At 40.8% G+C, this 15,204-nt stretch carries 11 protein-coding genes; 4 read left to right on the forward strand and 7 right to left on the reverse strand.

The genetic code is table 11. The features are described from left to right. The first annotated feature begins 112 nt into the window (after positions 1-112). Positions 113-2,488 (forward strand): TonB-dependent receptor, encoded by a 2,376-nt coding sequence (locus tag ABJD64_RS18315; RefSeq protein ID WP_348180805.1) that lies wholly within the window; start codon positions 113-115, stop codon positions 2,486-2,488. A 5-nt stretch (positions 2,489-2,493) separates the two neighbouring features. Continuing rightward, positions 2,494-3,426, forward strand: coding sequence for a DUF4249 domain-containing protein (locus ABJD64_RS18320; protein ID WP_348180804.1), 933 nt, complete (start codon positions 2,494-2,496; stop codon positions 3,424-3,426). An 81-nt stretch (positions 3,427-3,507) separates the two neighbouring features. Here ABJD64_RS18320 and ABJD64_RS18325 read toward each other — a convergent pair whose 3' ends face one another. The 3 genes from ABJD64_RS18325 to ABJD64_RS18335 form a co-directional block, all read right to left on the reverse strand. Beyond that, positions 3,508-4,128: a hypothetical protein gene (locus ABJD64_RS18325; RefSeq protein ID WP_348180803.1), complete on the reverse strand. Its 621-nt coding sequence runs from the start codon at positions 4,126-4,128 to the stop codon at positions 3,508-3,510. Positions 4,129-4,196: 68 nt separating this feature from the next. Further along, the gene (locus ABJD64_RS18330; protein ID WP_348180802.1) at positions 4,197-7,730 is read right to left on the reverse strand and encodes an ABC transporter permease; all 3,534 of its coding nucleotides are present in this window, start codon (positions 7,728-7,730) and stop codon (positions 4,197-4,199) included. A 43-nt stretch (positions 7,731-7,773) separates the two neighbouring features. After that, on the reverse strand, positions 7,774-8,634 hold the full coding sequence (locus tag ABJD64_RS18335; RefSeq protein ID WP_348180801.1) for a DUF1080 domain-containing protein: 861 nt from the start codon (positions 8,632-8,634) through the stop codon (positions 7,774-7,776). A 232-nt stretch (positions 8,635-8,866) separates the two neighbouring features. On the opposite strand from ABJD64_RS18335, the gene ABJD64_RS18340 reads away from it, so the two are divergent. Then, complete coding sequence (locus tag ABJD64_RS18340) at positions 8,867-9,856, forward strand: T9SS type A sorting domain-containing protein (protein ID WP_348180800.1); 990 nt, start codon at positions 8,867-8,869, stop codon at positions 9,854-9,856. Positions 9,857-9,858: 2 nt separating this feature from the next. Here the strand turns inward: ABJD64_RS18340 and ABJD64_RS18345 are convergent, their stop codons facing one another. Further along, positions 9,859-10,812 (reverse strand): ion channel, encoded by a 954-nt coding sequence (locus ABJD64_RS18345; RefSeq protein ID WP_348180799.1) that lies wholly within the window; start codon positions 10,810-10,812, stop codon positions 9,859-9,861. Positions 10,813-10,951: 139 nt separating this feature from the next. Here ABJD64_RS18345 and purB point away from each other — a divergent pair, with 139 nt between their 5' ends. Then, positions 10,952-12,307 carry an adenylosuccinate lyase gene (gene purB / locus ABJD64_RS18350; RefSeq protein ID WP_348180798.1) on the forward strand — a complete coding sequence of 452 codons (1,356 nt, stop codon included), beginning with the start codon at positions 10,952-10,954 and terminating at the stop codon, positions 12,305-12,307. Here the strand turns inward: purB and ABJD64_RS18355 are convergent. From ABJD64_RS18355 to ABJD64_RS18365, 3 genes are read right to left on the reverse strand one after another with little or no spacing between them, the layout of a single operon-like run. Then, positions 12,304-12,720, reverse strand: coding sequence for a hypothetical protein (locus ABJD64_RS18355; RefSeq protein ID WP_348180797.1), 417 nt, complete (start codon positions 12,718-12,720; stop codon positions 12,304-12,306). The two genes, purB and ABJD64_RS18355, sit on opposite strands and share 4 nt — an antisense overlap. Before the next feature lie 60 nt (positions 12,721-12,780). Beyond that, complete coding sequence (locus ABJD64_RS18360; protein WP_348180796.1) at positions 12,781-13,041, reverse strand: DUF493 family protein; 261 nt, start codon at positions 13,039-13,041, stop codon at positions 12,781-12,783. A gap of 54 nt (positions 13,042-13,095) precedes the next feature. Further along, entirely contained in the window at positions 13,096-15,204 is a 2,109-nt protein-coding gene (locus ABJD64_RS18365; RefSeq protein WP_348180795.1) for a SurA N-terminal domain-containing protein, read from the reverse strand.

The raw sequence follows: 15,204 nt of genomic DNA on the forward strand, positions 1-15,204 counted from the left end.
GTGAAGAGGAAACTTTGAATCTAAACTTAAGAATATTCTAAGTGATTGTAGAATGAGGTTCGTCTTCACAAAAGTTAAGAACAGCTAATAAATAAAAATTACTCTAAACTCAATGAACAAATTACTATTGGCCAAACTATTGGTTTGTCTGACATTTTATTCTCAGGCACAAAATACGATTAGTGGCTACGTAAAAGATGCAAGCAACGGAGAGACTCTGATCGGTGCAACTGTACTTATCAAAGGAACTTCTCAGGGCGTAATTACAAACGCTTATGGATTTTATTCAATCACACTACCAGAGGAAACTTATGAAATCGAATACAGATACATCGGTTTTCTCAGTGTAGTTCATAAGGTTGAATTGACAGAAAACAAAAGGATCGATGTGGAACTACCTTCGGAAAGCCAGCAGCTTGAAGAAATTGTGATTTCAGCTGAGCCAGAGGATGTAAATGTATCGGGTATTCAAATGTCCACCAACAAGTTGGATATTGAGACCATCACAAAGATACCATCCTTTCTTGGAGAAGCCGATGTGCTCCGAAGTATCCAAATGGTACCCGGTGTTGCGACGGTAGGTGAAGGAGCCTCGGGGTTTAATGTGCGAGGCGGAAGTGTAGGTCAGAACATGGTCCTATTAGATGAGGCACCAGTTTATAATTCTTCTCATATGCTGGGATTCTTTTCGGTTTTTAATCCAGATGCGGTAAAAGATGTCAATTTGATCAAAGGGGGTATTCCTGCGAGATATGGAGGGAGAATCTCATCCGTATTGGACATCCGGATGAAGGAAGGCAACAGCAAGGAATTTGCGGCTCAAGGAGGTGTTGGTACCATCTTTAGCCGAGTGGCCGTAGAAGCCCCGATTGTAAAAGACAAAGCCTCTTTCATTATTGCAGCAAGGAGATCATACATTGATGTTTTTGCCAAACTATTTACCGATGCACTTAGTGATGGAGCAGCGCTTAATTTCTACGATCTCACCATGAAGACCAACTGGAATATCAACAAGAAAAACAGAGTTTTCTTATCAGGGTATTTTGGTAGAGACAATTTCAAGTTTGATGCCAATCAGGGATTCAATTGGGGAAACAAGACCGCCACTTTGAGGTGGAATCATATTTTCACAGATAGAATTTTTGCCAATTTCACGGCCTTTTTTAGTGACTATGATTACGTGCTTGCCTTTGGGGAAGACGAAATGGATCAGTTCGATTGGAACTCCAGAATTAGAAATTATGATTTCAAACCGGAGTTCACCTATTTCATTAACCCCAACAACGAGTTCTCCTTTGGAGGTGAATTACTTTTCCTCGAGTTCGAACCAGCGAACGCCATAGGGGTAAGCAACGGTGAAGCACGTGATATTAGTTTGCCATCAAAAAATGCACTAGAGTCAGCCATTTATGTTTCGAACGATCAGAAGATTGGCAATGACATTCAGCTACAGTATGGCATCAGGTATTCTCACTTTAGTCTACTAGGTTCTGGTACGGCCTACATGTATGGCGATACGATTCCAGGAATAAGAAAGCCTGTAATAGGACAAGTAGAATATGACAGCAGAGAGACCATCAAAAGCTACGACAATTTTGAACCTCGGATTTCTGTGAAGTATCAGTTGAATAAGTACAACTCATTCAAAGCCAGCTATAATAAAACGAGTCAATACCTTCATTTGATCTCTAATACTACCGCCTCTAACCCACTGGACGTTTGGACGCCGAGTAGCAACAATATCAAGCCGCAGATTGGACATCAGGTTGCCTTGGGTTGGTTCAGGAATTTTGGACCAGACAACAATGTCGAATTTTCGGCCGAAGTCTATTATAGAAAAACAGAGAATCAGATCGACTATATCGATGGGGCGGATTTATTAATCAATGAATTAATTGAAGGAGATCTTTTGATTGGAGAAGGACGAGCCTATGGATTGGAGCTTTACGCCAAGAAAAATACTGGAAGGTTCACAGGATGGGTCAGCTATACGTTGGCAAAAACTGAGTTGAAAACTGATGGCATTAATAATGGCAACTGGTATCCAACCAGATATGATCAACGTCACAATGTAAAGTTAGCAGCCTTCTATGATGTGAATGACAGATGGAGCTTTTCTACGAATTTCACTTTCTTGACTGGTACACCGACCACTTTCCCTACCTCGAGGTATCAGGTAGGCGATTATGTGGTTCCTTACAATTATGGAGATGGAAGAAACAACTTTAGAATACCGGTCTATCATAGACTTGACTTTTCGGCCACGTTGCAGGGCAAACGGTTCAAGCGGAATGGGGAGCGAAGAAAAAACGAGAGCTATTGGGTGTTTTCTGTATATAATCTCTATGGAAGAAAGAATCCATTTTCTATCTACTTTACTCAGGAAGACACCAGACCAGCACCAGGCGATTTGGTCAATACACAGGCCAGACAAGTTTCCATCATTGGTAATATGATACCCGCCGTTTCCTATAATTTCAAATTCTAATGACCATGCAAGTTTTAAAATATATAAATATTCTTACCGCGATCATACTAGTATCATCTTGCGATGATCAAATCTATCCGGAATTGAATGACGCGCCCGAAATCCTAGTCGTGGATGCTTGGGTCAATGACAAACCTGAGGATCAGGTGATAAGGTTGACTCGTACACAGCCCTATTTTGACAATTCGGAAAGCAATGGAGTAAGTGGAGCTGAGGTATACCTGACTGACAATGAAGGTACAAGATTTGACTTTGTAGATTCAGGAAGTGGGGATTACGTCTGGTCATACACAACTGAAGTATTCGGCACCACTGGCAACTCATATAGGCTGACAGTGAACACGGGTGGAGAAACATTTACGGCCACATCGGTTAAAAACAGAGTCCCTACTGTAGACAGCGTGACTTTCAAGTTTGAAAACAAGATTGATTTTGGCCAGGAAGATGAATACTACCTGGGTGAGTTTTGGTCTAGAGATTTGGAAGGCTTTGGAGATACCTACTGGATCAAGTCCTTCAAGAATGAAGAGTATCTGGGCAAACCCTCTGAAATAAACATTGCCTGGGACGCAGGGTTCTCTGAGGGAGGTGCCATAGATGGGTTGATATTTATTCCTCCTATTCGTGATGCAGTGAATCCATTCGATGAAAAGGAAGATACGGAAGGAGAATTCTATTCCCCGTTTGCCGACGGTGACTCGCTATATGTGGAGGTACATTCTATAACGCCTGCCGCCCATAGTTTCCTAAGCGAATTACGGATTCAAACAGATAGGCCTGGTGGTTTTGCCGCACTGTTCGATACGCCATTGAGCAACATTCCGACGAACATTGAAAACACAACTTCAGATGAGTTGGTGGTAGGTTTCTTTTGCATGTCCTCCGTTGAAGGAAATGGCAACAGGCTTGATATCAGTCAAGTGCCCAAAGAGGAATAAGAAATTGCAGTTTAGTTCGATTGAGAAAACCCGGGCAGAAGGTCCGGGTTTTTTTATTTTGGCTAATTAAACTATATGCCATCAACAGCCGTTTACAAAGTCTTCAAAATGGACATTGCCCCATGTAAAGGCCCTTTTGTCAGGCAGTTCGTCTTTTGTCCAAATGTCCCCGTTATCAAATTTGATCAATACTAAACCTACTTCTTTTTCATAGACAAGGCCAGCATCCTCATTGGAGAAAATAAGATAATTGTCGAATGGCAAAGACTCTGTTTCAATGACCGATTCAATTTCAGCACGGTCAGCTAAAGAATAATCGACATGAGTAAATCCATTAGAATCTTCGATCTCTATCTGCATATAGTCAACTGTTCTTCCGTCACTCTTAGGCATGGTTATATGATATTCCAGATTTGAATCTATAAGATTAAAGCCAATGCTGACCTTGCTCCAACAATAGCAAGTACTCTTGCCGTTAATTACATTTTGTTTAATAGCCGAAACATGGTCGATTCGCATCTTGCCGATAATCACCTTTATTTTATTCGAATTGGCTATGTTTTTGAAAATTACTTCTTCTTCTCCATTTGGGTAATAATCCAAAAAGAAGGATTCAAAATCGGGACAAGGTGTTTTTTTTGTACATGAAGATATTGAGTGGCAAGCGATGAGAGACCAAAGCACTAAAGCGATACTTTTCATGGGAAATGGGTTTAGGCTGCTACTGCTATGACATGCCCTAAACCACTTTCCCCTAAAGAACATTGAACTTATTCGTACCTCAAAGCCCTTACCGGATTCGTAGAGGCAATTTTAGTGACTACCAGGCTTACACTACCGATGGCAACTAAAAGTAACAGAATGGCCGACCACACAAATGGCATAAAACCCAATGTGGCCTGATACGGAAATTCATTCAACCATTCTTGCATGATGACATAGGCTAGCGGTAATCCTAATAGGAGGGCAATGCCAATCAACCTGGCGAACTGCAAGAAGATCATTTGCACAATTTGAAGCGGTCGAGCACCGAGAATTTTACGAATTCCCACCTCTTTTACTTTTTGACTCAACATGGCCAGAGCTATTCCAAGCAGGCCAAGACAGGCAAGAAAAAGTGCGATGGCTGCGAAGATGGAAAAAATGCTGAGGGTTCGTATTTCACTTTGATATAAGTCAGCCAGTTGCTCATCCAGAAAGTGATACTCAAAAGCTTGTTCAGGATTAAATTCCGCATAAACACTCTCAACTGCCGCGATTGACTCGTGAAAACTATTTCCTTCAAGTTTAATAATGGTATGATTAAAGTCAAGTGGTCGGAATTGAATAACCAACGGATTGATAGACTGGTGAAGTGACTTGTAATGAAAATCCTTCACCACACCTATTATGGTGACTTCAAGATTATATCCGTCCAGGGCCCAAATTAGTTTTTTACCGATAGGTTCGACAAGATTTAATGATTTAACAGTCTCCAGATTAATTAATACGTTTGTCCCTACCGAATCAGCGGCATAACTTTTATCAAAGGTTCGACCATCTGACACCTCAAAACCTAACAATTCAACCAATTCGAAATCGACAAACATTTCAGAAGAACCGACTCTATGTGAGGGGTTATCCTTTGTAGCTATCGGATGGTTGTTGAATTGTGACCCAGGTAAATTGGAGGCCGCAGAAACTTGTTTGATGCCCGGAATGGCTCTCAATTCATTTTGAATGGCCCGAGCTTCAGATAAATTTATCCCACCGTGCTCAACACTCGACGGAATGGGGACGGAGATGACTGCTTCCTGATCGAAGCCCAATTCCTTCGATCGCATGTAGTCAATTTGTTTCAATATGATCAAACTTGACGCAATCAAAATGGCCGATACAATAAACTGACAGACAACAAGTAAACTCCTTAATCTATTACTACCCCCACTTGCTGTTAATTTACCTTTTAAAACGTCCGAAGGGGCAAATGAAGACAAGAACAAGGCTGGATAAAATCCAGCAACCAAACCTATAATGAGACAAAGCAACATGGCCCTTCCGATAAAGGCTAAACTGATCAGATCTGCCACTTCGAATGATTTTGAGCTTAAATCGTTAAATGGAGCCAACGAAAGTGCCGTAAGACCTATGGCCAATATCATGGCAAAAAAACAGAAGAAGATCGATTCCAGATAAAATTGGAAAGTTAGGTTGGCAGAGACCGCTCCCAAGGTTTTTCTTACACCTATTTCCTTCGCTCTTTCGACAGATTTAGCTGTGGTGAGATTGACGTAGTTGATGGCTGCAATGATCAAAATGAAAATCATGGTGCCTATCAGAATATAAACATAAAGTATGTTCCCATTGTTCTCCAGTTCCCATCTCAGGTGAGAATGTAGATGTATGTCGGCTATGGCCTGTAGCTCAAAAGCCATACTACCATTGTCGAAAGCCACCTTTGCGTCCTCTCCCCAATTCAGATAGCCAAGGGCCCAGTCCGCAATTTTAGCCTCTACATTTTTAGCCGAAGTCTTATCGTTTAGAACGATATAATTAAAATGGCCAAAGTCTTCCCAGGTCATCCAGTGACTTTCCGGGTCTATTTCTTTGACGGTTACATAAGAGATGATGGCGTTAAAATGAAAATGTGAATTTTTGGGCATGCCACGGACGACTGCGGAGACCTCAATAGGCATATCACTAACGTTCAGCGATTTTCCGATGGGGTTTTCATCACCAAAATATTTTTTAGCAAGCACATCTGTAATCACCAGTGTGTTAGGAACTTTAAGCGCATTTTTATCGCCGGCTAAGATTTCCAACTTAAAGACATCGAAAAAAGTAGAGTCTGCGAAAAAGAAATCGGGTTCTTCGAACGTGATATTGGTTTCTATGTTCTTTACCGTAATCTCTTGTTTGGTCAGACCCGTACCATACCAGGGCGATAGACTTACTGCGGCTGTTACTTCCGGAAAATCTCTCCTCATGGCTTGCGCCATGGGATGCGGCGTTCGGGTTTGTGGAGGGTCGCCAAGCCAGCTGATTCGATAGATATTTTTATAGTCAGGAAGTGTACGGTCGTAGGACAACTCGTCTTGAATGAACATATAAATCAATATGCTGCACGCGAAACCCACTGTCAAACCGAAAAGGTTTATCAGTGTAAAAACCTTATTTCGATTAAGTGCCCGGATGAATGTTTTAAAAAAATTGGCTACCATAGTGCGTTTGAGTTTATTGGTAAAAAGATGACTCAAACTAAAGGACTCGGATCCTGAATAGGGTCTTTTCCGATCGGGTAGCCGTTCTTCCCGATAAGATCGAACGTCTTTCGCCTCTCGATATTCGGAGGGTGTCACAGCGGTATGACGTTTAAAAGCAGTGTTGAAGGCCGACTTAGAGTTATACCCCACCATGGCAGCAATATTCTCTACCTTGGTTTGTTTCAAGCTTGGATCCTTGAGTAAATGGCGAGCCTCCCTTATTCTGTTTTGGCTTATCAGCTCTTGAAAGCTGATGCCCTTCGATTCATTGAGTACTTGAGAGAGATGATGAGTAGTGGTGTGAAGTTGTTCGGCAAGATTACTTAGAGATGCATCATCTCTCAAATAGAATTTGGATTCTATGATCAGTTGATCTAGTTTTTCAAGAATAGCAGACTTTTGCGCTGCAGACAGCGTCGATTTCTTGTATTTGTTTGCTACAGGTATCGGGGAAAGAAATCCGGATTCCTGAAATATTTGATAATAGACAAATGAGACGTTGAGCAGTACAATCAACACGACATGCCATAGATTTAAGAAGGAGCCGAAAATGACAAACGTAAGAATGATGAGTACATTCAGCGTGAAATAATTTCTGAACCAGATTAGCCTGGGGCCTGGGTTTTGAAACCAAAAGACACCACGACTTTTAGTCTCCTTTTTGATTCCTTGAATGGACTCAACCAGAAGTCCCAAAGTACCTCCAATCGAAATACTTTTGATCAACCATAATTGTTGCACGAAATATCCCGATATGACAACTAACAGCAGGAGCAAGACGAACCAAATATGTTTGTTCTTAATTCTGGAATTTTGAGTGAAAAACGAGGAGGAATACCAATTCAGCGAGAGCCCAACAAATGCAAGAGCCAGGACGGACCATGATCTTGTCACTTCTATTGCCAACAGCGAGACAAATATCAAATAGGCTAAAACCAACTGCCCGAGAAATCTGCTAGTCGGATACTTGTTGAGCAACAAAAAAAATGAAAGACCAATACCAGTCAAAAAAGTACAGGCGACTAACATTTCTACCCAAGGCCAGGACATCCACTGCTCCATAGGATAATATTAGGCAATAATTAGGACGCAAGCGAGAGAGCCTCTAAAAATACTGATCATAAACATTTGGCATAGTGTCCAATGTGCGTATCTCAATGTCTTTGAAATAGACTTCGGCCGCTTCGCTTTGCAATTGGATTTTTCCTTTGGTCAATGGAATGGATTTACCATCAATGACATACCTCGAGTTTTTGAGAATCATCACCACTTCTCCATTGACGATGTGCAGACTTTTACCCTCAAAACAGATCAATTCTAGTGTGTTCCATTCTCCTGAAGGGTCTTCGTGATTACCGTTCCGCAGGCAAAAACCTTGTATTTCCTCTCCCATACCTAAAGGCAAAAATGGCTGACTCTGATCCGCCACAGGGTTCATAATGTATTCGGGAATAAAGGCGCGAATATCAATAGCAGACGCGGCTTGATTCCAGTAGTCTCCCATGTGCCCTTCCATGATCTGAAACTCCTGTGAAAGCATCCAGGTTCTCCAATGCTCGGCACCCAGCGGGCCAATTGAATGATATAAAATGCCTGAATCTTTCAAGAGGTCTTCTCTTGGCGACCATTTCTTTTCACCCCATTTCATTTTCAATCTAAGGTGATAATTGGCGTAATCTTTTTTGGTAAAGACACAACCGTAGATTTCTCCGCTTACTTTTAGAACGGGCTCACCATTGTCTTCGATAACTGTAAAGACATCATATCCGTCAGGATTTAGTCCAATGGGCTCAATTATGTTTCCGTCTTTGTCTTTTGGTTCTTCTCCTTTGTAACCCACCTGATGCTTGTAGCTCAAGTAGGTGTCCCATTGTGAAAGTTCATTATCCAGTAGATTGACCCAGGTGCTTTTCGGGCTATCACATGAAGTAGAAGCCAATAATACAATCAGTAAAAGTGTTCTCATATTTTGAATGAATGAAATATTCAAGATAGTAGGAATGTAAGAGGTGGGTACAAGTCATATGTCACTTTTGTCATGGGCTGATCTCACACCAAATCAGATTTGCCTTTTGGATAAATATGCTTTAGAGGTGGGGTGTACTGAGACTTGCTCGTTTTATAAAGAAGACCAAGTAAACCTTTTAATGAAAGATGAAACAAAAAGCAAACAAGGAATAAAGTTGAAATTATCTTTAATGCAAATTCTGTTTTTAATAGGGCTAGGGTTTCCTTTCAACGTGATGGCTCAGACGACAATAGGGGAGAATGACACAGGTGCTGATCTCTGGACTGACGGAACGAATTGGGACAATGGCCAGCCGGCTTGTGGATCGCATACTGATATCGTTATTCCAAATGGCGTCACAATGATTATTAGGAATACAGATATCGATTTGTCAGCCTGCGATCTTACGATTACGATAGAATCCGGCGGAACGCTTAGGTTCGGCTCCAATAATGGGAACACCTCTTCATTGACTTTAAGCCTCAACTCCACTATAGTTGTTGAATCAGGGGCGCAAATTGAAGCCAATACTGTTGGGACCTCAACGGGACCCGAGATTACAATTACAATTGGCACCAATGAAACTTGGGATGGCAGTGACGGAGATATCACCGTTGAGGGGACAATGGACGAAACTACCACGGATGGTGCTTTGCCGGTTAAGCTATTGAGCTTTTTAGCCTATTCAGTCGACAAAAGTGTCAATATTGAATGGGTCACCGCATGGGAATCCAACAATGACTATTTCTCACTTGAAAGATCGGAAGACGGAATAGACTTCTATACCATACAGACGATAGCAGGTGCCGGAACAAGCGATGAAAAATTGAAATATGTAGCTTTTGATAAAGAACCCATTATGGGTATTTCGTACTATCGTCTTAGTCAGACGGACTTTGATGGTGAGTCCGAAACGTTTGACCCTGTGCGATTGTATTCGAACGTTCCTTCCAATCCGGGATTAGATGTTTACCCAAATCCAACAGATGATTTCGTAACAATATTACTAAATGAAGATGAACTCCAACAGTTCAATATTTTTGACCTGAATGGAAATGAAATCGAGGCACCTCAGTCTAGTCGAACAAGCGGAAGTTTAGAAATTTATCTAGGCAGTCTAAAACCTGGGACTTATCTCATAAAAACAGCAACAAGATCTGAGAGAGTGATCGTAAAATAACGTCAGCTATTGGAGTCGAAGGAATTAAATGCCTCAAAATGAAGAGGTTCGTACTTATCTATCTGCTCTGCATCAAGATAAGTATCACCATTTTCATCTGTAAAATAGGGTTTGATGAATCGAGCTCCCCAAACAATTTCGTCCCAGGTGTATGAATATCTGGAATGTACAATTTGGCTAAACGTATCATCAAAGCCTTTAATGAGAATCATGATTTCGGCAGTTCCGTTTTTGAAATCGTCTTGACCCATTTCGAAGAGTGGGGAGCTTTTGTCTATTTTATGAACGAGCGTCCAATTCAGCGGGAGAAACAGCAAATTTTTTCTTTCCAATTTCAAATTATAGAACATACGTTCAAAATTACCCTCCACTACTTTAGTGTAGCTGATCATGACGTTAGCCTCTAATTCAATAATTGTACTACTTCGCCCATTTACAAACCTGAACTGCAAACTCCATCCATCCTGAAAAGGAGCAATCAGGGCATTTTTACTGTATTGAAATAGGGCATTTGGCCTAGAGAATCGACCATAAAGTAAGCCTGTGATAAAGGCAAATGAGATGAGGCCAAAGACAGATTCAAAAGAAGAGATAATACCGGTGGTATGTCCTACCGGAGATATGGCTCCATATCCTACAGTGGTAAAGGATTGAAAACTAAAATAAAGACACTGAAGGAACCGGGAGTATTGATCACCCTGAATCAGACCTGCTAACTCATTGGGCTCTATAAAAAAATAAATACTTGCGAATATCAGATTAGTGTCAACAATGAAAAGAACAACAATAATCAAAAATATGGGCCAACTGGTACGAATGAGCCATTGATACGTGTTCTTAAAGTGATATCCAAAATTGATCCTTTTGATATTGAACGACCCGTCCTTGTTAATGGCACGATTAGTTGCTTGTTCGAATTTTTGACCAATGCCTGGGTCTTTAAGGGATTTTTTCATCGGTTAACTTTAGTACTGTAATATATAACTAAACTATAAAGTTGATCACGGACTAATTCAGTTCTTCTTCTTGTGCGATTTGACTAATTTTGCCATCCAATTGATCGGGCACAAAGCCTTTCATAAAAGTAAGCAAAAGATGGAATTGAATGCACTAACGGCGATCTCGCCAGTAGATGGAAGATATAGAAGACACACAGCTCAATTAGCAGAATATTTTTCGGAATTTGGCCTGATTAAATACAGAGTACACGTCGAAGTGGAGTATTTCATTGCTCTTTGTCAGCACCCATTACCGCAATTGAAAGACGTAGAAACTTCAGTTTTTGGAAAGTTAAGACAGCTGGTGGTAGAATTTTCTGAAGCTGATGCTCAAGCCATAAAAGACATTGAGAAAACAACTAATCATGATGTGAAGGCCGTCGAGTATTTTATCAAAGGCAAGTTTGATGATTTAGGGATTGCTGATTTCAAAGAGTTCATTCATTTTGGTTTGACTTCACAAGATATTAACAACACGGCGATTCCATTGCAACTGAAGCATGCAGTTGAAAATGAATTTCTCCCGCTTGTAAATCAAATTACTGGTACTTTAATGGAGTTGGCGGAGACATGGAAGGATATACCAATGCTCGCAAAAACTCACGGACAGCCAGCGTCTCCTACTTTGCTAGGCAAAGAAATTTTAGTATTTCATGAGCGCCTGACCCAGCAGATCAATATGCTTGATGGTGTTAGATATGGCGCAAAATTCGGTGGTGCTACTGGTAATATGAATGCTCATCACATAGCCTATCCGGAAATCGACTGGATTAAGTTTGCCAACAACTTTGTTGATAATACACTAGGCCTTCGCAGAAGCTATCCTACAACACAAATTGAGCACTATGATGACATGGCTGCTCTATTCGATAATTTGAAAAGAATCAACACGATTCTGATTGATTTTGGCAGAGACATTTGGCAGTATATCTCAATGGGCTATTTCAAGCAAAAAATTGTGAAAGGTGAAGTTGGCTCTTCGGCCATGCCTCATAAAGTGAATCCAATTGATTTTGAGAATGCTGAAGGAAATTTGGGCATAGCCAACGCTAATTATGACTTTCTTGCCGGAAAGTTGCCAATTTCGAGATTGCAAAGAGATCTGACAGATTCAACTGTACTAAGAAATGTTGGTGTGCCGATTTGCCATAGTTTCATTGCATTGAAATCGCTGGAAAAGGGGATTGGTAAACTAGAGTTGAATCAACATGCTATTGAATATGATCTTGATCAAAACTGGGCAGTTGTTTCAGAAGCCATTCAGACCATTTTAAGAAGAGAAGCTTATCCTGAGCCATATGAAGCATTAAAGGCTTTGACTCGGGGGAATCAGGAAATTACACATCAAGCGATTAAGGATTTTGTAGATACACTCGATATCTCTGAAGATCTGAAATCTCAATTAAAAGCCATTACACCGTTTAACTATACAGGTATCAATCCGTTAAGTTAGCCTCGGCGGTCTCCACTGGATTGGATGCACCTTTTGAGTTTTTTATTGACAGTAGATCTCCACCACGGGCCTTTCGTAAAGAATAGAATAATTTTAGTAGTGGTGTTGGTTTTAATGCGTCTCCACCAAGGTACGAAGCCTGGTTCAGGCCTGTGCTCTATCCCGTACTCGAAACCCATTCTATGTGTGACCTGGAGCGCGCAGGGATTTCCATATAGAACCTTTTTGCCATCTTTTACATAAATGTATCGAACCCTCTTTTGTTTGGGAAAATTGCCTGGTTTATTCTCCTTAACTTTCTTATCAACCTTTCGCGTAGGTAAGTCTTCCTCTAATGGATTTTGTGCCAAGGCATCAGACGCACCAACGCTAATTAGCAAATAAGCAAGTATCAGAAAACAAACGGATTTCATTCTTTGAATATATCGTTTAATTCGACAAGATATAAACTGATACGCAAACAAGGTAGTTGGCTAGAGGGAAATTATACCTTCGATTTTTGAGGCCTCCTTGTAGTGTTCAATAATTTCCTGACTCGAAGAGGCCATGATCTTAATGGTTGTGCTAACATACTTACCCCCACTAGAAGGTTTTAATAGCACCTCGTGCTTTGGAAATAGTTTTTCTATTTCCTCGACCTGTTCGGGTTTAACAATAAATTTAAAGACATACAATGTTGGAAAACTATGTGTATTGTCAAGCTTTTCTTTGAATGAGTCTGTAGATGGATCCATAGAAACAAAAAAGTCACACCTTTAAGGCGTGACTCTAATTTAAGATTTTATTGACTAAAAGAACTTGTATCTCTCGTCTTTGATGTCTGCTAATTCTTTGACGGTTTGGTCAACGTTGTACGCGATTCTGCCTTGTCGTTGCTGAAGTACCTGGGTACGATAAGATTCGTAATCAGAAATCTCCGGCGCTTCCAGCTTGTTTACCATTTCTATAATTAGTACACCATTGTCAACAGCAAAAGGTAAAGTTGTCTCTCCGTTTTCCATTGAGAAAGCTACTCCAACAGCTTCGGGTGCAAGCCCGACACTTGTTAAAGAATTGCTGCTTAACTTTAGGGCAGGCATGTTATAAACTTTGGCACCCTCACCATAACCTGAAGCGATTTCATCTAAGCTGCCTGCTAAGCCTGTAAGCTTTTCTATAATGATATTGGCCTTCTTTTGATCCCTTACTTTCTTAGTTACCTCAAACCTTACTGACTCAAGTTCTGCAACACCCTCTTCTTGCTCCTCAGTGATCACGGCTACAACATATTGGTTATCGATTTCGAAAACTTCGGATACATCACCAAGGCTTGCATTGTTGTACGCCCAGTAAGCAACGCTTCTTCCTTCAGAGATTCCAGTAATTCTACGGTCATTTTTGCGAACTCGGGCCGCTGTTTTGACAGCAAGTCCATTTTCTTTAGCAGCATTTTCGAATTCCTCAATATTTGAGGCATTCAAAGCAAAGCCTTCTGCATCTCTGAAATATTTGTTTCTTGTCTCATCGCTAACAAAGATTTCGAGAGATACTTTAGCAACCTTATAAACAACGTTAGTTTTTGTCTCCGTCACATCAATGATGTGATAACCAAATTGCGTCTCTACCACATCCTTAAGGACACCTTTTCTTGATGCAGCGTAAACTGCCTCCTGAAAGGGTGCTACCATAGCACCATCTGAAAACCAACCAAGGTCTCCACCTTTAGAAGCTGTACCGTCAGTTCCATGCAATCTTGCCATTTCAGCGAAATCAGCGCCATTACGGATTTGTCTTAAAATATTTCTAGCCTCTTTCTTTGCTTTTGCCTTGTCGGTATCACTGTCACTGGCCCATTTGAAAAGAATGTGACTGGCACGTGCCGAATAGGTGTCACTAGGGGACATACTTGTAACTTTGTAAATTGCATAGTTGCCGTTTTCTACCACCGGCCCTACAAAAGCACCTTCTCCCATGACTACGTCTTCTCCTAGGAAAACAGTAGGAAGTTGACCAGGTGTATAATTTCTAAAAGCATCAGAAGCATCTGAATTTACAACTGCAAATGTAGAATCGTTGTCTGACTCAATAAGTTCGGCTTTTAGTCTTTCGATTTCTTCAACCACAAGTGCCGTGTCTTCTGCCGATGGAACGACATCAAAGGATATATATTTGATGGTTTTGGCCTCTTCTTTTTGATATTCCTTCTCGTTATCTTCTAAATAAGCTCTTAGCTCACTATCTGTAACTTCAACAGCACTGTCTGCCATTGATAAAAACGGAATGTAGATATAGTTTATGTCTGAAGTGTTTGATTCGCTTTTGTACTTATACTCAGCTTCTGCTTCAGTAGCATAATTGGTTTTGATAATTAGATTATCAAATTTTAATCTCAAACGACCTGGTCCAAGATTTTTCTCAAAGTTATACCAGTTGGCACGTTGATCGGGAGTCTGCTCGCCTAAGTTTTTAAGAAAGGCTACCACGTTATCTTTACTGAATTCACCTGTTTCGGGATCAGTAAAGGCTTGTCTTATTTCAGGACTTATGTTGTCCCCCTGCACCATGTCTACAATTTCTTCATCTGAGACATCTAGTCCTATCGCATTGAATTCATTTTTAAATGCATATTCGGCAACAAGGGCGTCCCAAGTTAAATTTCTTATGCCTACCAGGTCATTTGATGTTGGAGTACGTCTATTAGACTGAGACCAATTGTATTCTATTTCGTCTTGTTTGGCCAAAAAATCCTGATAGGAAATTTTAGAGCCTGCGATTTCTCCTACATTAGTTTTTCCACTTCCAAGCAAAGTAGAATTAGGGCCTAATAGGTCTGCACCTACGAAAGCCACAATTGAAAAACCGATCAGGAAAACAATAATCTTACCCCCCTTTTCTCTTAGCGTATTTATTGCTGCCAT

The sequence above is a fragment of the Reichenbachiella sp. genome (assembly GCF_039944555.1).
In the GTDB taxonomy this organism is placed as follows: Bacteria; Bacteroidota; Bacteroidia; order Cytophagales; family Cyclobacteriaceae; genus Reichenbachiella.